At 63.1% G+C, this 19,798-nt stretch carries 16 protein-coding genes; all 16 read left to right on the top strand.

The genetic code is table 11. The features are described from left to right. Positions 1-7 precede the first annotated feature (7 nt). Positions 8-1,537: a sigma-54 dependent transcriptional regulator gene (locus BIZ42_RS06365; protein WP_156785696.1), complete on the top strand. Its 1,530-nt coding sequence runs from the start codon at positions 8-10 to the stop codon at positions 1,535-1,537. Further along, on the top strand, positions 1,534-2,205 hold the full coding sequence (vasI, locus tag BIZ42_RS06360) for a type VI secretion system-associated protein VasI (RefSeq protein WP_083279803.1): 672 nt from the start codon (positions 1,534-1,536) through the stop codon (positions 2,203-2,205). Before BIZ42_RS06365 ends, vasI begins: the two co-directional genes overlap by 4 nt. Then, positions 2,199-3,635 (top strand): type VI secretion system protein TssA, encoded by a 1,437-nt coding sequence (tssA, locus tag BIZ42_RS19870; protein WP_156785695.1) that lies wholly within the window; start codon positions 2,199-2,201, stop codon positions 3,633-3,635. Before vasI ends, tssA begins: the two co-directional genes overlap by 7 nt. Before the next feature lie 34 nt (positions 3,636-3,669). Further along, positions 3,670-7,284: a type VI secretion system membrane subunit TssM gene (gene tssM, locus BIZ42_RS06350; protein ID WP_070425900.1), complete on the top strand. Its 3,615-nt coding sequence runs from the start codon at positions 3,670-3,672 to the stop codon at positions 7,282-7,284. A 265-nt stretch (positions 7,285-7,549) separates the two neighbouring features. Beyond that, positions 7,550-8,068, top strand: coding sequence for an Hcp family type VI secretion system effector (locus BIZ42_RS06345; RefSeq protein ID WP_070425899.1), 519 nt, complete (start codon positions 7,550-7,552; stop codon positions 8,066-8,068). Positions 8,069-8,133: 65 nt separating this feature from the next. Further along, positions 8,134-8,391 carry a PAAR domain-containing protein gene (locus BIZ42_RS06340; RefSeq protein WP_070425898.1) on the top strand — a complete coding sequence of 86 codons (258 nt, stop codon included), beginning with the start codon at positions 8,134-8,136 and terminating at the stop codon, positions 8,389-8,391. A gap of 29 nt (positions 8,392-8,420) precedes the next feature. After that, on the top strand, positions 8,421-10,925 hold the full coding sequence (gene tssI, locus BIZ42_RS06335) for a type VI secretion system Vgr family protein (protein ID WP_172838040.1): 2,505 nt from the start codon (positions 8,421-8,423) through the stop codon (positions 10,923-10,925). Continuing rightward, entirely contained in the window at positions 10,912-12,573 is a 1,662-nt protein-coding gene (locus BIZ42_RS06330) for a DUF3274 domain-containing protein (protein WP_070425897.1), read from the top strand. The genes tssI and BIZ42_RS06330 overlap by 14 nt, the downstream gene beginning before the upstream one ends. Positions 12,574-12,587: 14 nt before the next feature. Beyond that, complete coding sequence (locus BIZ42_RS06325; RefSeq protein WP_172838039.1) at positions 12,588-13,157, top strand: DUF3274 domain-containing protein; 570 nt, start codon at positions 12,588-12,590, stop codon at positions 13,155-13,157. Positions 13,158-13,387: 230 nt separating this feature from the next. Beyond that, positions 13,388-14,704 (top strand): DUF2875 family protein, encoded by a 1,317-nt coding sequence (locus BIZ42_RS06320; protein WP_070425895.1) that lies wholly within the window; start codon positions 13,388-13,390, stop codon positions 14,702-14,704. 342 nt (positions 14,705-15,046) lie between these two features. Continuing rightward, a complete protein-coding gene (locus BIZ42_RS19935) occupies positions 15,047-15,181 on the top strand; it encodes a hypothetical protein (RefSeq protein WP_257785239.1) in 135 nt (44 codons plus the stop codon). 140 nt (positions 15,182-15,321) lie between these two features. After that, positions 15,322-16,131: a ketoacyl-ACP synthase III gene (locus tag BIZ42_RS06315; protein WP_216636709.1), complete on the top strand. Its 810-nt coding sequence runs from the start codon at positions 15,322-15,324 to the stop codon at positions 16,129-16,131. Then, on the top strand, positions 16,128-17,138 hold the full coding sequence (locus tag BIZ42_RS06310) for an NAD(P)-dependent oxidoreductase (protein ID WP_070425893.1): 1,011 nt from the start codon (positions 16,128-16,130) through the stop codon (positions 17,136-17,138). The genes BIZ42_RS06315 and BIZ42_RS06310 overlap by 4 nt, the downstream gene beginning before the upstream one ends. Next, positions 17,116-17,943: an MBL fold metallo-hydrolase gene (locus BIZ42_RS19245; RefSeq protein ID WP_083279798.1), complete on the top strand. Its 828-nt coding sequence runs from the start codon at positions 17,116-17,118 to the stop codon at positions 17,941-17,943. Before BIZ42_RS06310 ends, BIZ42_RS19245 begins: the two co-directional genes overlap by 23 nt. After that, positions 17,933-18,562 carry a phosphatase PAP2 family protein gene (locus BIZ42_RS06305; protein ID WP_070427463.1) on the top strand — a complete coding sequence of 210 codons (630 nt, stop codon included), beginning with the start codon at positions 17,933-17,935 and terminating at the stop codon, positions 18,560-18,562. The genes BIZ42_RS19245 and BIZ42_RS06305 overlap by 11 nt, the downstream gene beginning before the upstream one ends. Further along, positions 18,559-19,644: a sterol desaturase family protein gene (locus BIZ42_RS06300; RefSeq protein WP_070425892.1), complete on the top strand. Its 1,086-nt coding sequence runs from the start codon at positions 18,559-18,561 to the stop codon at positions 19,642-19,644. The genes BIZ42_RS06305 and BIZ42_RS06300 overlap by 4 nt, the downstream gene beginning before the upstream one ends. Positions 19,645-19,798: the final 154 nt, after the last annotated feature.

Raw genomic sequence — 19,798 nt, 5'->3', positions numbered from 1 at the left:
CAGCGACATGGACGCGCTGTCGGCACTCGGTGTTGTCCAGGCCACCCTGGCCGCGTCCGGGTTCGTCGAGCGGGCCAGTGCGCTCGTGGCCGCCATTGCCGCGCTGCCGACGTCCGCACTGCAGGCCGTTGCCTGCTTCCGTCTGGATGACAGCGGGCACTCGCTCCTGCCGGTCGCCAGTTGGGGCGCCGCGTTGCAACAGCTGCCGCAGATCGGCATGGACGATCTGCAACATCCGGCGACGTACTGCCTGGTCCAAGGGCGCGCGTGCATGGTCAGCGATGCCCTGGCCAGCGTTGACGGCGACCTGGCCGGTCTGGCGGGCCTGATGAAACGAAGTGCCGCACTGCTTGCCTTCCCGCTGCGTGATCGCCAGCGGCAACGGGCCTTGGGCGTGCTGCTGCTCGCCGGTAGCGCAGACGAACTGCGGCGTGTCCAGGCCAGTCTGGAATGGCCAGCCCTGCTGGGCGTGGTCCAACGGCTGCTGGGCCAGGCCAGCAGACAAGGATGTGCGCCAACGAGGTCCGTGAGAGCGTCTGCGCCGGTGCTCGCAGAAAGCGCAGCACGATGCGTCGGGGACGGGTTGATCGGCACCAGTGTCGTCGCACGCCGCCTGCGCGCCGAAGTGCTGGCCGCCGCCGAGTCGAGGCTGTCGGTTCTCATCACCGGTGAAACAGGCACCGGCAAGGACCATGCCGCGTGGCTGATCCATCGCTCGTCTCCCCGTAGCGAGAAGGCCTTCGTGCCTCTGAACTGCGCGGCCGTGGCGCCAGAGTTGATCGCCGCCGAACTGTTCGGTGCCGCCAAGGGTGCCTATACCGGTGCCGACCGTGCGCGGCAGGGGCTGGTGGCAGCGGCCGATGGCGGAACCCTGTTTCTTGATGAGATCGGCGACATGCCCCTGCCACTGCAGGCCACGTTGCTGCGCCTGCTCAACGAGCGGCGCTACCGGCCACTGGGCGAGGTGGAAGAAAAGCACTCGGACTTCCGCCTCATCTGTGCCACCCACCAACCGTTGGCCGAGATGGTGCACGACGGGCGCTTCCGCGAGGACCTGTACTTCCGGATCCGCCAGCTGACACTTGCGCTGCCACCCCTGCGTGAGCGCCGTATCGATATTCCCCTGCTGGCTGCCCACGCCATCGCCTGTCACAACCGCGAGCACCACACTGCCGTGACAGGGTTGTCGGCCGACGCGAGCGCCGCGCTGCTCAAACATCCGTTTCCCGGCAACATCCGTGAACTGCTGACCTTGATGCAAGTTGCGTGCGAGCGGGCACGGAATGCCGAGCTGATCGAGCTCGGCATGTTGCACGGTCTGCTGGCCGATCCGCCCGGCGACGCCATGCCGCCAGCGCACGACACCACGGACCATCTGCCGCTCAATCGCGCCTGCGAAGCCTTCGAGCGGCGCGTCATCGTCCAGCGCCTGCGCCATTTCGATGGCTCACGCACCCGGACCGCCAACAGCCTGGGCATTGCGCGGCGCACCTTGATCTACAAGTGCAAGCGATTTGGCCTGGAAGAGAGCCCATGATGACCAGTGAACGACTGATCGCCGCGCTGCTGATGGCCTGGGCCGTCGCGACGCCCACCGAGGGCGCCTCCCAGCCCGCTGCACCACTGTCGGCGTGTACCAGCATTACATCGGCGCTTCAGCGCCTGGAGTGCTTCGACCGGGTTGCCGGGACACCGATGACGTCCCTTCGGGCCAGCGTGCCGAAGGCCAGGCCCAACGTGCCGGAGATCGTCACCGCGATCGCCGTACTCGAGAAGGCACGTCCTGCTGGCGACCTGGGTTTCCGCATGATTGAATCGGACGAGCGCGACGGTCAGCGACGGGTGCTGATATCCGCGCCGGCGCTCAACCGTCCCTCGCCGCGCCCTCTGTTGACCCTGGCCTGCATCGACAACATCACCCGTCTGCAGTTCATCGTTCATCCGCCCGTGCAGCGCCATCAGGCCAGGATCGCGCTGCGTCTTGATGGCCGTACGGCAGCGCCCGAAGAGACCTGGCAGGTGCTCGACGGCGGCCTCCTGGTCGATGCAGGGCGCGGCCTTGCCGGCATCGATGTGGTGCGCCGACTGCGCTCGGCAGCGCATCTGGAGGTGGCAAGTGATCTGCCTGCGCTGGATGGTCTGCGCTTCGATGCAGGGGCGCTCGACGCGCTGATTGCTGCCCAGCGGGAGGCCTGCCGGTGGTGACGTCGATGAGCGAACAGATTGAAGGTCTGGTGACGCCCATCTCGTCGGCGCAGCCTCAAGGCCATTTCGATGAGGAGGACGAGCTGTACCTGGCCATCGACATGGAGATGGTCAAGCTGGGTGGCCTGCAGGCGCAGACGCTGGACTGGGTCATGGTCGAACAGGCCTCCACCCGCTACCTTCGCGAGCGTTGCAAACACTTCCGGATCATGGGCCACCTGGTCAGCGCCTGGTTGCGCGACCGCGAGTGGGAAGGCTGGATCAAGGCCACCTGGCTGACGGCAGCCATGGTGGAGGCTTACTGGCTGAGCGGTTATCCGCGTCGCACCCCCAACAGCCTGGTGGCCAGGCAGCGTCAGTTCACCGCAGGAGGGGACCGGCTGCTGCACGCGCTCAAGCAACTGCACGCTGGCGGGCATTCCGACGAGGTGCACGCGCGGGCATCGGCGGCAGTGGACGCGTTGGCGCGCGCAGAGCAGAAGCACGCCATTGAGCCGTCGGTGGCCGCTCGCCTGCTGCCGGCATTGCGGCTGGCGGCCGAGGCGGCCAAGCGGTCCGCCTACGAGCCCGCACACCCGGAGCGGGCCCTGCCGCCGTCGCGCGGCGGGGATACGGTAAACGCCGCGTTCTTCACCACACGAAGCGACTCGCCCCTGGGCAACGAGCGCGAAACCCGCACCCTTTACCTGAAGCTGGCCGAGTTCATCAATCAGCAGGATGCCTACGAACCCACCGGCTATCTGCTGCGTCGCCACGCATTGTGGTCGGGAATTCTCAGCACGCCCCCGGTGAAGCGCGAGCAGCGTACCGAATTGATGTGTGTCCCGATCGATATCGCTACCGAGTACCAGGAAGCCGTTGCCGGCAGTGCGATCAGCCCCGCGTTGCTGCTGCGTATCGAGAAGAGCCTGGCCTCCAGCCCTTACTGGCTGCGTGGCAGCTTCCTCGCCGCGACCGTTGCGCAGCGACTGGAGATGCCGATGGTCGCAATGGTGATCAAATCGGCCGCCGAACGATTCGTGCGGCGCCTGCCCACCCTGCGCGAGCTGCGCTTCAGCGATGGTACGCGTTTCATTGACGACGACGTCTTCGCGTGGCTGTCGGCGGCGGGGCATGGCCAGGGAACCTTGGCCGGCCCAGGGCCGCTTGCGGCGCGTCGCGGCGCGCTGGATGACGCGCAGGCGGCTGACGAAGCCATGGATGCCTTCCTGCTGCGTTTGCAGTCCAGGCAGGACGCGGGCACGCCGCCACGCGAGCGGCACTACGCCAGCGTGGCTGCTGCCGATGCCCTGGCCACGCGGGGCCTGGGTTGGCTTGCACAGGACATCTACGCGGGCGTGGCACGCGCGATGGCAGAGCAGACAGCAAGCCAGTGGGAACCCGGCCTGTTCGACCACGTCGTGGCCCGCAGCGGTCAGCAAACCCAGTAACCCAACGGATGATCCTTTTCAGGGAGTAAGTGGTATGTCGGTCAAATTGGATGGGTTCAACCGCGCCCGCACCGCGTGGCGCGCGATCAGCCGCCACCTGAAGAACGCGGCGCCGGTGCTGTTGCTCCTCGGGTTGGCGTTGGTCATGGTGGCGATCTGGTGGCTGGGTCCGCGTTGGCAGTGGAGGGGCGAGACGCCGCTTTCCCCCTTGTCGGTGCGGTTGGCGCTGAGCATCTTCCTGGTGCTGATTCCAGTGGTCGCCTGGGCCTGGGTGATGCGCGCGCGTTACCGTCGGCTGCAGGACGAACAAGAGCGACGCGACGCGGCCGTCGCCGACCCGCTGCAGGGCTTTGAAGCGGCCCAGGAGCGGGCACTGGATGCCGCGCTGGAGATGCTTCGGCAGAACCTGCACACGCGCGACTACCTCTACAAGCTGCCATGGTATGTGGTAATTGGCCAGGAGAACGCGGGCAAGACCAGCTTCATCAACCGCTCCAACCAGAGTTTCTCGCTGACCAGCGTGACCAGGGCCGGCAAGCGCCCGTCACGGGAGATCCAGTCGCCGCTGAAGATTGACTGGTGGATCAGCAACGATGCTGTCCTCATCGACCCGGCCGGTGAGCTGATCAGCCAGCAGAATGTGGAACAGAGCGAACTGCACCCGGACCTGCCGCGCCGGCTGTGGACGCACTTTGTCGGCTGGCTCGGACGGAGTCGGGCAAGGCGTCCCCTCAATGGCGCCATCCTGATCGTCGACCTTTCCACCCTGCTTACCCAGACCGCCAGTGACCGCCGTGCGCTGGCCGTGCTGATCCGTGCTCGCCTGCGCGAAATGATGGAGCAACTGGGAACGCGTCTGCCGATCTATGTGGTGCTCAGCAAGTTCGACCTGGTGCGCGGCTTCGATACCTTCTTTGGCGGGCTGCCGCGTGCCGCCAGGGAAAACAGCCTGGGCTTCACCTGCACCCTGAGCTCGGTGGACGACTTCGATGCCTGGATCGGCGAGCTGAGCCAGCAGTACGACACGTTCGTCAGCCGTCTCCACGAGCAGGTATTCGATGCCATGGCGGCAAAGGCGGACCAGGCCGAACGCGAGGACGTTTTCGTGTTCGCGCGGCAGATGGCAGGGGTGAAACCGGCGTTGTTCACCTTCCTCTCGGAGATTTTCGAGAGCGATCGCTACTCCACCCCCGCGCTGGTGCGCGGCATGTACTTTTCCTCCGTGTATCAGCAGGGCGTACCGGCCAACGCGTTCGTCAATGCAGCGGCGACCAGCTACGGCGTGGCGCCGGCCGTCTCCAGGGCGCTGCCCCTTGGGCGTGCGGCCACTTACTTCACCGATCGCCTTTTCCAACGCATCGTCTACCCGGAAGCTGGCCTGGCTGGCGACAACATCAGCGTCCTGCGCGGGAAGCGCCGGCTGTTGTGGGTCAGTTCGGGGGTGGTCGCGGTGGGGTGCCTGGTGGTCACGGCCGGCTGGCACTACCACTACACCGAAAACAGGCAGCAGGCTTACGCCGTGCTGGACAAGACCCGAGCGTACACCGGGGGGCAGGTTGACCAGCAGCTTGACCCGACCGGGCGCAACCTGCTCGCGCCGCTGAACCAGATCCGCGAGGCGGTGGCCGTGTTCGAGGACTATCGCACCGCCTGGCCGCTGGTGTCCGGCATGGGGCTGTACCAGGGGCGAACCATCGGCCCCAAGGTCGATGCCGCCTACATGCGTCTGCTCGGCCAACGCTTCCTGCCGCAACTGGGGATCGGCGTGATGGAGCGCCTGAGCGCCGCCGAGGTCGGCAGCGATGAGAGGCTCGCGGCCCTGCGTGTATTCCGGATGATCGAGGACCGCGCCAACCGCAATCCCGAACTGGTGGAAGGGTGGATGGCCCGCCAGTGGCAACAGGCGTTTCCCGCCGACGGCGCGACGCAGGGGCAACTGATGGGCCACCTGCAGTACGCCATGAAGTACGTGGATACCGACCTGCCGCAGTACCGGCAGAGGGTCACCGAGGTACAGACCGAGCTGCGCCAGATGCCACTGCCGCAGCGGGTGTACGCCACCATGAAGCGCGATGCGTCAGCCGTGTTGCCGGCGCCGCTGGACCTGCATGGGGAAATTGGTCCTGTCTTCGAGATTCTGTATCGCCAGCCGGAACCTGCAGCGCCGCAGGCAGGCGCGCCTGCGGCCGACCCGCTTCGCATCGACCGGTTGCTGACCGGCAAAGGGTTCAAGGACTACTTCGCCATCAACAGCAAGGACCTGACCCGACTGGCCCTGATCGACCAGTGGACGCTGGGCTACCGCTCCGGCCTGGAATATTCCGAAGAGGACAGCCGACAGCTCACCGCGCAGGTACGCGACCTGTATACCGCCGATTACGTCGCCACCTGGCGGCAGGGGCTGAACAGCCTGAATGTCACCGACTTCCGCGATGTCGACCATGCAGTGCTGGTGCTGGGCAACGTGACCGGCGCCGCGCAGCCCCTGCAGCGGCTGCTGGAAACGGTTGATCGCAACACCCGCATCTTTGCGCCACTGACTGCGGGCACCTCTGCTGCTGTGGCCGAAACAGACAAGACGCTGGCCGAAGACCCCGACCGCCTGCAGGCTGCGCGGATCGAGCGCGAGTTCGCCTCCCTGACAGGGCTGCTCGCGGCCAGGGGTGACCAGCCGGCATATCTGGACGAAACCAGCAGGGCCGTGCTTGCCCTGCACGACTACATGAAGACGGTGCAGAACAGCCCGGACCGTGGCCAGGCCGCGCTGAATGCGGTGGTGGGCCATTTCAAGCTGGAAGGAACCGACCCGATTTTCACCCTTAAGCGGATGTCCAACGGCTTGCCCGAGCCGCTCAACCGGCAGGTGGCCAAGCTGGCCGACGAAAGCGCGAAGGTGCTCATGGTTGAAGCACTGCGCGAGCTCGATAACCGCTGGGACCAACAAGTCTATGGCTTCTACCAGGAGCGTCTGGCCGGTCGTTATCCACTCGACCCGACCAGCGCGCAGAACATCTCGCTCCAGGATTTCGACGCGTTCTTCGGGCCGCAGGGGCGGCTGCTGGTGTTCTACGACAACTACCTCAAGCTCTTCTTCGAAGACAACTACCAGGCGCTGTACTCGGAAAGCCAAGGCGATTACCTGGTCAATACGCAGGTTCGCGAGCAGCTGACGGCGGCGCAGCGCATCCGCGAGGCGTTCTTCGACAACCGCGGTGCACTGGGCCTGCAGTTCACCGTGCAGCCCCTGGCCTTGTCAGCCAACCAGCTGAACAGCGTGCTGAGCGTGGACGGCCAGCTGGTGTCCTACGCGCACGGCCCGCACATCGCAACCGGACTGATCTGGCCCAATGCGCTGCGCGACGGAGTAGAGAGCAAGATCACCGTGGTGGACAGCGCCGGCAATACGCGGGCCACCCGCTTCCAGGGTCCATGGGCGTGGTTCCGTCTGCTGAGCCAGGCCCAGCTCAATGGCACCACGGCCGGCAGCGTGGATGTCAGTTTCAAGGCAGGGGAGGGGAGCGTGCGGTACCGCATCACTGCCGACAAGCCCGTCAATCCATTCACGCAGCGCATTTTCAATGGGTTTGTGCTGCCGCGCACGCTTTTGCGCACGGGCGCGGAGGCGACGGCGTCGAACCGCACCCAATAGCGGCACGTGCCAGCCAATGTGCGCATCAAGGTGCGCTCGAAAAGCCCTTTTCATCCATGGTGTTCGGCCGAGTGCGCAAAGCATTGCGCACTCAGCTGCGCAAAACCGCGGCAACGACGGATGCCGTTTTGCAGTGTTGCCTTGTGCAGCGGGCTCCCAACCACTTGGCACGGATCTTGGTTCACCACCCTTGCCAATGTTGGCCCTGCCGGGTGGAGCCCGGTTCGAATGCTTTCCACTCACGACCACAAAGGACGATTTCACCATGCCAACTCCCGCCTACATTTCCATCCAGGGCAAGACCCAGCGCAACATCACCCAGGGCGCCTTCACCTCCGATTCCGTCGGCAATATCTTCGTTGAAGGCCATGAAGACGAAATCCTGGTGCAGGAAGTCAAGCACGTGGTCACCGTGCCGACCGATCCGCAATCGGGCCAGCCGGCCGGGCAGCGTGTGCACCGGCCGCTGAAGTTCACCTGCGCCCTGAACAAGGCCGTGCCGCTGATGTACAACGCACTCGCTTCGGGCGAAGCGCTGCCCACCGTGCAGCTGAAGTGGTACCGCACTTCCATCGATGGCAAGCAGGAGCACTTCTTCAGCACGCTGCTGGAAGACGCCACCATCGTGGAAATCAACACCCAGATGCCGCATGCACAGGATCCGGACAATTCCGACTTCACCCAGCTGATCGAAGTGAGCCTGGCTTACCGCAAGATCACCTGGGAGCACGCGGTGGCAGGCACCTCCGGTTCGGATGACTGGCGCGCACCGCTGGAAGCGTAACCGCGTGATGCCGGGTGGGCGCCGCACGGCGGCGCCCACCCACCTGCCTGCTGCAAGGAGATCCCATGAAACCCGTTGTTCTGGTCGGCCATCGCCATGAGTGCCCCCTGCATGGCACCAATGAAGTCACCTCTGGCGTGGCCAGCGTCCTGTTCGGCGCGCGCCAAGTGGCCTGTGTGGGCGATACGACCAGCTGCGGTGCGCGGATCACCAGTGGCGCCAGCGGCGTGACGATTGAGGGGCGGCAGGTGGCCTGCGAGGGCGACCGGACCGACCACGGCGGCACGTTGGTGGAAGGCGAGCCTGGCGTGTTGATTGATTAAGGGCATCGTCCCGCCCGATGGAGATGACTGTGGCATCGCAATCCGACTACCGTTTCCGGCTCCAGCTTGCTGAGGGGCCATCCTTCGACGTGGTCCGCTTCGTGCTCACCGAAGGGCTCTCCCAACCCTTCCGCCTGTCCCTGGAGCTGTCCTGCTTCCAGCATGACATCGAGCTGGACGTCCTGCTGGACGGCCCGGCCACCTTTACCATCGCCCGCAACGGGCAGCCCGTGCGCGAGGTCCATGGCATCGTCACCGCTTTCGAGCAGGGCGACACCGGATTCCGCCGTACCCGTTACCGCGCGGTGATCGAGCCGCCCCTGGTGCGGCTGGGTCTGCGCCACAACAGCCGCATTTTCCAGCGCGTTGCGGTGCCGGCCATCCTCAAGACCCTGCTGGACGAACAGCACGTACCGGCCAGCAGCCTGGAAATGCTGCGCGGGGGCGAGCACGTCCAGCGCGAATACTGCGTACAGCACCGCGAGCAGGACCTGGCCTTCTTCCAGCGCCTGGCCGGCGAGGAAGGGCTGGTGTATTTCTTCGACGCCCGCGCCGAATCCCGGTTGGTGCTCACCGATGCCCTGCTGGCAGGCCCCAGCCTTCCGGGCCTCGACGGCGCGTTGGGTACGGTGGCCTACCAGCCCAGCCCCGGCGGCGACGCCGCCGGGCCGGGCCTGCGGCGCTTTGCCTACCGCCGGCAGATGGCCAGCACCCGCGCCACCCGGCGCGACTACAGCTTCAAGAACCCGTCGTACCGCTTCGAACACCAGGCGCGTGCCGTTGAGGGCATTGGCGACTACGAGCACTACGACGCACCCGGCCGCTACAAGCACGACGAGGCCGGCAAGCCGTTCACCCGCTCGCGCCTGAGCGCACTGCGCCGCGACACCACCCTGGCCGAGCTGGAAGGCGATGACGCCCGGCTGTGGCCCGGCCTGGCTTTCGCTTTGGACGGGCACCCCAGCAGCAGCCTGCCGCGCAACTGGCGCGTGGTCGGCATGCGCCATGAAGGTGAGCAGTCCAGCGGCCAGGAAGAAGACAGCGTGGGTGCCGAACAGGGCAGCCGTTACCACTGCAGCGGCACCGCCGTGCCCGACAATGCTGACTGGCAGCCCGAGCCATGCCCCCGCCCGGTGATGGACGGGCTGCAGGTGGCGCACGTGGTCGGGCCGCCGGGGGAGGAGATCCACACCGACGAACACGGGCGGGTGATGGTGTGGTTTCCGTGGGACCGCGAAGGCCCCAAGGAAAACAGCAGCTGCTGGATCCGGGTCAGCCAGGGCTGGGCGGGAGCCAGCTACGGCATCATGGCGCTGCCGCGCATCGGCCACGAAGTGCTGGTGAGCTTCCTGGATGGCGACCCGGACCAGCCCATCGTGACCGGTCGCAGCTACCACGTGACCAACCGGCCGCCGTATGAGCTGCCCAACCTGAAGACGCTGACCACGATCAAGAGCCAGGAGCACAATGGCGGGGGGCATAATGAACTGCTGATCGATGACACCAACGGTCAGATCAAGGCCCAGCTCAAGAGCACCCACGCCGCCACCCAGCTCAACCTGGGCTTCCTGACCCACCCGCGCGGCATGGACGGCAGCGGCACCCCGCGTGGCGAAGGTTTCGAGCTGCGCACCGATGCCAGCGGCGCACTGCGCGCGGCAAGGGGGTTGCTCATCACCGCCTACGAGCGCGCCGAGGCTGGCAGCGGACAGCTGGACCATGCCGAGCTGGTGGAGTGCGTGAGCACGTTGGCAAGCATGGCGAAAACCCTTGCCGACACAGCCGCGCAGCACCAGGCAGCGCCGATGGACCACGGGCCGCGCGAGGCACTGGTCAAGGCGGTGGAGCAGTTGGGAGCGGGCGCGAATGATCGGCAGGACCAGGCTGGCAGCGAGCCCATCGTCGCCCTGGCCGCACCAGAGGGCATCGCCTTGGCGACCCGGAAGACGGTATTGGTCGCCGCCCGGGAGAACGTTGAGGTATCGGCGCAGGACGACCACGTACAGAGTGCTGGCGGGCAGCTGCTCGTCACCGCCGGCAAGGGCATCAGCCAGTTCGCGGTCGATGGCGGCCTGAGCCATATCGCCCATCGCGACGATGTACGCATCCAGGCCCAGCACGGCAATGTCACCGTGGATGCGGAGCAGGCCATTCACCAGCGTGGCCACAGGCACGTGATTGTCACCGCAGGCGAGAAAGCGCTGATCGAATGCGGGAAGAGCGCGCTGGTACTCAACCCTGACGGGTGTATCGAGCTGTTCGGCACGCAGTTGCAGGTCCACGCCGAGGTGCAGATCCTCCCGCCGTCCTCCGTGCAGAGCTCGCTGCCCACCTTTGGCGAAATCGACACGGCGGGCCAGTTCGTCCTGCGCCAGGCCGACGGCGAGCGCCCGGCGGCCAATCGCCGCTACCGCATTTCCCTGGAGGACGGCAGCGTGATCGAAGGGATTACCGATGCCAAGGGACTGACCGAGCGACTACAGAAGGATGCGCTGCGCATCGCCGACATCGAGGTGCTCCATGACGACAATTGACCATGCTGCCGGGCCCCGGGTAAGTGCCACGGGAACACTGCGTACCGCCCCGGGCGGCATCGTACAGCCGGTGGTACTGCCGATGCCCAAGCCAGCGATCGTGATCCTGATTCACGGCGTAAATGATGTAGGCGAAGCATTCGCCAACCAGGAGCTTGGCCTCTGCCTGGGGTTGAGCGAGCGGTTGGGGCGGGTGGGCAAGGGAGCATCCAGAATGCTGCTTGGCCACGCCTACTACCGAAAGCCCCGGAAGAAGAGCGCGGAGCAAGAAGAGGACAGGCATGCCGTTGACCCCGACGCCGTTTACTACCGGCGGCACCACACCAAGGCTGCGACCAATCAGAAGGAGATGCCGAACAGTGTGGTGATTCCGTTTTACTGGGGGTATCGGGAAGAGGAGGGCTTCTACAAAGACCCCAAGACGGGAGAGAAGGTGTACTACGTCCAGAAGAAGACAACACATGGAGAGTACCTCGACCGCTACGGCAACCGCCTGGACAAGGACAGCGCCAAGAACGGCGGCCCATTCGCCAATGCCACCAACAACATTCCGGCCATGTGGTCAGCGGGGTTCAAGGCGCTGCCGGGTGAGGCAGGCAGCACCAAGACCCGGCCCCTGCTCAGCGCTGGCCCACGCAATTACATGGTGCTGGCCGCGCAGCGGCTGGCGATGCTGGTGCGGATGATCCGTGACAAGCACCCGGACGACACGATCAATGTGGTGGCGCACAGCCAGGGCTGTCTGATCACGCTGCTGGCCAATGCACTGCTCAAGGAAACCAATGACCGCCCGATCGACACCTTTGTAATGAACCACCCGCCCTATGGTCTGGGCGAGGTGATGGCCGACAAGCTCACGCTGGGCGGTCAAGTGGAAACGGTAGAAGCACGGCTGAACACACTGACCGGCATCGTGCGGTTCATGACCGAGACGCCACATCACACACCCGCGTTCGAGTCCTTGGCCGAGACAGGCCAAGGCAGTTCGGGCAACGCTGTGGTGACGGGCAAGCATTGGAAGCCAACATGGGCACTCAGGATCCCGCAGGGTGAGGGCAACGCTCCGAAGCTATTTGACGAGCGCGACAACCGCGGCAAGGTCTATCTGTACTTTTGTCCCGACGACCAGACGGTGGCGGTGCTGAGCGTGCAGGGCATCGGCTGGCAGGGCGTGCCCGACACCGTGTCGATGTTCACCACCGACAGCTACCAGCGGTGGAGGAGAAGTCGGGTAATGCTGCGTGGCAGCGAGGCGAAAGACTACATGGTTGTGCGCCCAGCGCTGGACGCCCTGGGGCCACGGTTCAAGCAGCGATGCTTCACCAAGCGCCTGCGCGATGGAAAACCCCTGATGATTGGCGCCGCGCCGGGGGAGTATGAGCTGGAGAAATGGCATGAGTTCGCCTGGTCCGGCACAACGCTGGGTACGTTCACCGACAGGATGGCACGCGCGGGTTTCAGCTCAGGCCAGAAGGTACGTATCACGGGCGAAGTGCTGAGCCCTGCGGTCCGCCCCCGGTTGGGCAGTGACTGGGACGATATCTCTCCTATCGATGCATCCATCGCGATCACCCGCGAAAAGCTCCCCCCAAGGGCACTGTCAGGAGAACCTTTGCATCCTTGGCGAAGCGGGCCACTGGAGTGCTGAGCGAGAAAGAGCGCTTGGACATTGAAAAAATCATCAACAGCGGAAAGGAACCGGTGGAATCAGTCCAGGTGCTGCACCCCAGCTACCATCTGGGGGAGGGCCTTGGCCTGATACTCATCAGCCAGACGCCAAACGAGGCGCGCCGCCGCTGGATGGACATCCAGAAGAGCGAGGACAACAAGAAGTCCTTCCACTCCAGCATCGTCGCCGAGGCCCAGCACAGCCGTGAGGTCACGGCCTATGACCTGGGCATTGGGCAGGCGAAGTGCATCGATGATCCGGTCTATTACCTGTATCTGTGCCTAGTGGCTGATTGGCGGACTGATTGGGATCAGGCTGAGAAGAAGATCTCGAAGAACATGATGCTGTCCAGCTCGGAGTTGAGGACATATCAAGAAGCATTTGCCTTGCGCTCGAAAGAAACCGGCCCAGCTCGCAGTCTGATCGATCAGACCATAACCTACAGGAAGACTGGTCAGCTGCCCGCCTGTGCCACCTGTGAACTTCCACAACTGGTCGTGTCGCAGACAATTTCTGACCGTGAAGCGAACAAACGCCCAAGCAATGGGGGCTCGAGCCGTTGAAAGCGCTCCCTCGCATTCGCTGGTTGAATTTGTTGGTGCTTGCCTTGCTCGGCTTGCTTGGCGTCACGCCCGCGTGCAGCCCAGGACGCCCCGATCCGGCCGCGTTTGATCGCGCACCACCGCCTCCGGTCAGTTATGACCGCAGCCAGCTCCCCAGTGACTTTGCGGGCCTGAGCCACTTCAACCATCCCGGCGCACCGGCGCCCATTGCCCTCCCGGAGCCTCCTGTCATGGATCCGAACAGCCGTCTGCAAACCCTCGATGTCATCAGTGTCGGCCTGTCGGTGGAAATGTTCCGCCAAGGCAACGTGTGGAAAGAGGTACAGAAGGCCTCGGACTTCCACAACAATGTGTTGCCGCCTCCGGAGTCGCAGGAGTATCTGCACTCCGATGATCCAGGTGTATATGAAAAACGCTTGGCTGATGTGCTGGAGCTGGTGCTCAAGCCGATGGTAGAGGCATGGCCAGTACCAACAATCACTGTCTATGATCCGCCAACCATCGAGATGAGCCAAAGATTGAAGGACATATACTTCAATTCGGTTGACGGACTTCGCATGCCTGCTGGCCTGCATTGGACCCAGATCAATCAGTTGGACGTGGTTTACAACGACACCCCTGAAGATGTGGTCGAGGCTCTCTTCCGCACCTTCGAACGGCATCCGGATCTTCCTGCGATGCTTGTGTACGTGGAAGGTCCCTCGGGCCAGTATGAAGACGGCAAACGGGTAAGCAACGCGCCGATCGCAACCTATGCAGCCATGGTTGTTGCCCGCCGCGAGCGTGTCGAATGGCTGCGGCCATTCTTGCCTTATGTGCACCTGAACAGCGACCCATTGAACCCACTGTTCAATGGCTGGAGGAATAGTCCTCCTCGTACTTTCCAACCGACACCGTTCTTCCCGGAGCCATGGACGTTGGCACAGTTTAAACAATGGGATGCGCTGCCAACGCTCGCACGATTGCATCGCCCCTTGGTCGCTGCACTCGTCGACGATGAGGGTGCTACGTTGAAGCGCAAGCAGCAGGAGGCCTCCCTGGCAGCTGGCTGGAAAGCGGCAACGCAGGTTGCAGCACCTGCCCGTGTGTTCTTTGATGCAGGCAAGCCAGGGGGCGGCATTGCCACGCTGAGCCCGGTGCTCACCGCCACGCAGTCGGAACTGGATCTGATCGATCCTCAAGAGGGCATCGACCTGAGTGCACGCTTGGGTGAGATGAGCGCAGCCTCGCCCTTCGTGGGGCTGGTGCTGGCGACCATGGCAACGTCCGAATCGGGCACGCCCAGCATGGTGGTGCCGCTGCGGCGCAAGGACCAGGCCACGTTCATGCTGCTGACACAGCCTGAAGAGAAGCCTGGCCCTGATGCCTTCGACGTAAAGCTCATGCCGCAGCTTTCCGATGGCCAGGACATGCCACGGCAAGCCCCGCCAGAGCCTGAGCAGAATCGAGCAGCGCCCGTTTACAACAGCCCCACACAGGTGGCGGACGACGGCCGCGCCTTGAATGCGTTGCTGGACGGTCTGCCTGGTTCGCCACATGAAGGCTAAGAGCCGTGACGTACTTCGCCGCCTGCGTTCATCCACCTTGGCTGCCGGCACGATCCTTCGTTTGGGCCGCGCTGACGACGATGTTGGGGGGCGAATCGGACACCCCTGGTTACAGCTCCGCGCTGTCGCAATCATCCGCGGTGATGCTCATCTGGATAGCGGTCCGCAGCGGGTCCGTCAGCGAACTGCAACTCAGCGTGAGAAGGTCGCCCAAACTTTCAGAGTTGTCTGATATTCCCCAGGCGCAATTCGCTCAACAATTCGGACAGCTGGGAGCTATCAGCAGACTGACAGCTTGATGTCTCGATCCAGAGCCTTTCCATACGGGCGAGGAGCTAGTCCATGAAAGAACAGACGGAAGCGCCAAGCGCCCCAATCGCTTGCGGCGCAAAATCAATGCGATTGAAAAAGGTCTCCATCGATGCATCCTATTTTCCAGTAGCACCGCCGGTAGTGCCGGTTGCGACAGTCGAATGATCCCACTCAAAATCGTCGCCACAGGCGTGGCACTGCCGAACGGATCGGACCTCGCGACACCTGCCTGTGTCAATCTACCCGCCCGAGGGCAAAAACGACATCACGCCGGGCCACAGGACAGCCAGTCCGCGTTGGGGGCAATGGCCCTGCAGATCGCGCTCTCGCGCGCGAACCTGGCTGTGGCCGATATCGACCTGCTTATTTCCGCAAGCGCAATTCCTGAGCAGGCGTTACCTTATACGGCCAGTCGGATTGCCGGCGCTATGGATATGGCCAGCGTCGCATCCTTCGATGTGAACGCAAGCTGCGTAAGTTTCGTCGTCGCGCTGCACCTGGCTGCAACGCTGTTGGGAGGCGGATCATTTCGCCGGGTCGCGATCGTCTCATCTGAGCTCGCTTCACGCGGCATCGATTGGGACGACCCTGAAACGCGCTCGCTATTCGGTGATGGCGCTGCGGCAACAATCGTGGAACGCGGCGATGGCAGTACAGGAATTCTCAGCTATCGCCTTGAAACGTGGCCAGAGGGAAACGAATATTGCGAGATCCGCGCTGGCGGCACCCGTCTCACTCCACGTACGGGGGCCACCCCCGCCGACTCGCTGTTCCGCATGGATGGAAAACGAGTGTTCCGTTTGGCTTCGAAGACAGTCCCGTCGTTCCTGAATCAGCTGCTACCCGCTGCGGGCATGAAGCCACGCGACGTCGATATCCTGATTCCGCACCAAGCAAGTAGGCTGGGCATGCAGCATATGCTGCGACGTATCCCGCTTCGTCCGCAGGCCCACGTGATCGATGTCTACGATAAGTACGGCAATCAAGTGGCCGCATCGCTGCCCACCGCGCTGCATGAGGCGCACGAAGAAGGGTTGCTGAAACCGGGCAAGCGCGTGCTCATGTTGGGCACTGCGGCCGGCTTCACGATAGCCGGCATGGTTCTCACCACGTGAGGCTATTGATCACAGGCGCGACTAGCGGACTCGGCCGGGTGGCGGCCGAAACGATGCTCGCCGAAGGCATTGAGGTGCGGGCGATGGGCCGGGATCCTGTTGCCGGAGCGGCTTTGCGGAGCATGGGCGCGGAGTTCATCGCCGCTGATCTGCCGACGCTGCCGCGCGAGGCATGGCATCGCCTGCTCTCCGGCACGGATGTTGTGTGGCACTGTGCCGCGCTTTCGTCCCCGTGGGGTAGTTCCGCTGACTTCCACGCAATCAATGTTGTTGCCACACAGAAATTGCTCGATGCCGCAGGCGAATGTGGAGTCGCCCGCTTCGTTCATGTATCCACGCCGGGCCTGTACTTCGATCGTCGCCATCACCTCGATGTGGAGGAGAGCTGGCGGGCCACCCGATTCGCCAATGATTACGTCTACACGAAGGCTCTGGCTGAAGACGCTGTGCAGGCTTCCACGCTGCGGTATCCGCATACACGCTTCGTGATACTGCGTCCACGCGCGCTTTTCGGTCCCCATGATCGAGCCGTTCTACCTCGATTGATGCATCTGGTGCGACGTGGTCACGGTGTACTCTGGCTGCCGCGAGGCGGTGCAGCGTTGCAGGATGTAACGTATACCGGGAACGTCGTACACGCTATGCGGTTGGCGGGCACGGCTGACGTTGCATCCGGGCGGGTGTACAACATCACCAATCAACAGCCAATCCGCCTTTGTGATCTCATCGTTGGGCTATTCAGTGGCCTGCAGGAACGAATCGATATCCGCCCGGTTCCCTACGCGCTCTTGCGAGGATTAGCATCCGCGATGGAGCTGACGAGCGCTATGACCGGTCGTGAGCCCCTGTTGACTCGATACGGCGCTGGGGTACTTAACTTCGATATGACACTAAGTGCCAGGCTTGCGCAGCAAGAGCTTGGCTACCTTCCGCCCATTTCGTTGGATGCGGGCGTAGCACTGGCCGCTGACTGGTTTCTTTGCAATGGCCACGATAAAAGTATTTGAGGTGGGGCACTGCACGCATCTGGCCTGTTTGGCGGCGCGCGGAGACGGATGGAAAAAGCGGACGTTTCCTGCACGCTCATACCTCATCGAAACCGAGGCAGGTCGGTGGCTGTGGGATACGGGATACGCGACCCACTTCCAGGAACATACGCGCACCGGTGTCATGTCGCTTTATCGGCGAGCAACGCCCGTCCATTTCGACGCAGAGCAATCGGCAGTGAGGCAGCTGGCACGGCATGGCTATGTGCCGGAGGACCTTACTGGCGTGGTGATATCACACTTCCATGGTGACCATATCGCGGGGTTGAAGGACTTTCCGCAGGTGCCACTTCTGTGCTCGATCACCGGCTGGGAATCGTTGCGATCACTACGTGGACTATCTGCTCTACTACGTGGATTCGTGCCGGCACTGATGCCTGCGGATTTTGAGCGGCGTGCGCAGTGGATCGAAAGATGCCCCCGCGTCCGGCTACCGGACGACCTGTGGCCATTCCAGTTCGGTTTCGTGTTGCCTGGTGGCAATGCCGAGATCCTTGTCGTAGAACTGCCCGGGCATGCTGTTGGGCATATTGGAGCCTTCGTGCTTACTGCTTCTGGCTGGGAGTTGCTCGCTGGTGATGCAGCATGGACGCAGGCCAACTATCGCGAACTGCGCGCCCCATCACTTCTCACCTACGGCCTTCTTCACGATCGTGCCGCGTACTTCCAGACGCTGATGAAGCTTCATGAATTGGACAAGCGTGGCCGTGTTGCTATTCACCTGGCCCATGAGCTTGGGCATCAGGATGGTGGCTATGTCGTATAAGAGTGGTAATTCAGCGCAACCCGTTTCAGGAGCGCTGCAACGAGTGGGTGAATTGCTGCTGGGCTGGGGCACTGTGGGTGTGGTGTATGCCCTGTGCGCGAATATTGAAAGGACGAGGTTCGTCCTGTCGGAGAGTGTGCTTGACCGGTGGGTCACCTTCGATCCCATAGGCATATGGTGGTACATGTCGTTCTTCGCGTTCGTCCCGACGGCCTATGGCTTAGTGGCGGCGAGGAATCTGCGCCGCCTCCGATTGGCGACGCAGTGGTGCGCGATATTGAGCGGAATTGTCTTCATGCTGTTTCCGACCTCCTTGCCGGTCCAGGAGTTGCCTGGGTCAGGGTATGGTTCATTGCTGCTGGGCTGGTTGCAATCTTTCGACACAGATGGAAACTGCTTTCCATCCCTGCACGTGGCGCTTACCTTTATCGGCGCATTGGCGGTGAATGACCGAAGACGTCCAGTGGTCTCGGCAGTGATGTGGTTTTGGTGTCTTGCGATCATCTACTCCGTCATCCAGACGCGGCGCCACCTCGCGATCGACGCTATTGCAGGAGTGATTGTCGCCCTGCTGGCCGGGTGTCTCGCGGCCCGGTGCAGGTGGAGGCGTCCTGTATGAGCCTGCTTTTCGTCCCACTGCTCGCCATGCTCGTGGCCGTGTTGCTTGAAGGGCTATGGTTGCGCGGTCGTGGCCCCTATTGCTGGCGCGACACTATCTTCAACCTCAACTCCGGCCATCTACTGATGTGGCTGTTTCGAGGGCTGGAGGTTGGAATTTTTGTGTGGGTGTCCAGAAACGCGAGTTTCCACTGGCTCGAAGGCTGGCCAATGTGGGGCGTTGTGGCGTTCTGTTTCTTTGGTTGGGACTTTTGCTTCTATTGGTTGCACCGTATGCACCATCGCTGGGCGTTCATGTGGGCGATCCACGAGGTACACCACCAGGGCGAATACTTCAACACTTCGCTGGGCGTGCGGAATTCGTGGTACTCATCGTTGGCGTCAATTCCATTCTTTCTTCCGCTGGCGGTGATAGGTGTACCTGCTGAGGTGTTCCTTGTGGTTTCGACGTTTCACTACTCGGTTCAGTTCTTCAATCACAACGGTGTGACGCCACGCCTAGGCGTGTTGGAGCAATGGTTGGTGACGCCGACGCACCATCGCGTGCATCATGGGTGTAATGCGGACTACCGAGATAAAAACTTCGGCGGAACCTTGCTGCTCTGGGATCGCCTGTTCGGAACCTTCCAGAAGGAGCTGAAGGACGTGCCGATCGTTCTTGGGGTGCAGGGCGCACAGCGCAGCCTCAATCCTTTCTGGGCCAGTAATCTGCCTTTCATTCGGTGGTTGGGATTGCGGGAGCCTCGCGTAGAAGGTCTTCCGGTGACGGGCAAGGTGTCCGACATCTACATCGCGTCCGGTGGCGTGCTGGTTTTTGCTTCTGCGATCTATTACGTGTTTCACGAGAACACGTGGTCTCAGCCTGCGGGCACGATTTGGCTGGTCGGCAGCTTCGCTATGACCTTGGCGATAGGTGGCATGTCCGACGGCCGGCGCTGGGGACTGTGGATGTGGCGTGTCCTTGCGTTAGCAATGCCATGCATATTCATATTCCTCTTGCCGGTCAAGGAGGTGGCGGTTCGGCTCTTGCTGCTGGCTTTCATCGGCCACGTCCTGCTCGGATTCCATCGTGTCAAACGGTAGCGCGGCGTGGCGCGGCTTGGCCGGATCCCGGAGTTTTACCAGGAGCTGACTGCGGCCTGGAAGTGAGGCAGGTGGCGTGAGAGATGACACCATGGCGCCCAAGGGATTGGCAAAATCATGAGTCAATAAGGGAATTTTGACGGCTGCCCCCGAA

It is taken from the genome of Stenotrophomonas sp. LM091 (genome assembly GCF_001806305.1).
In the GTDB taxonomy this organism is placed as follows: Bacteria; Pseudomonadota; Gammaproteobacteria; order Xanthomonadales; family Xanthomonadaceae; genus Stenotrophomonas; species Stenotrophomonas bentonitica_A.
Note: the sequence above shows the minus strand (reverse complement) of the source record. Positions and strands in the feature narration are given on the sequence as shown.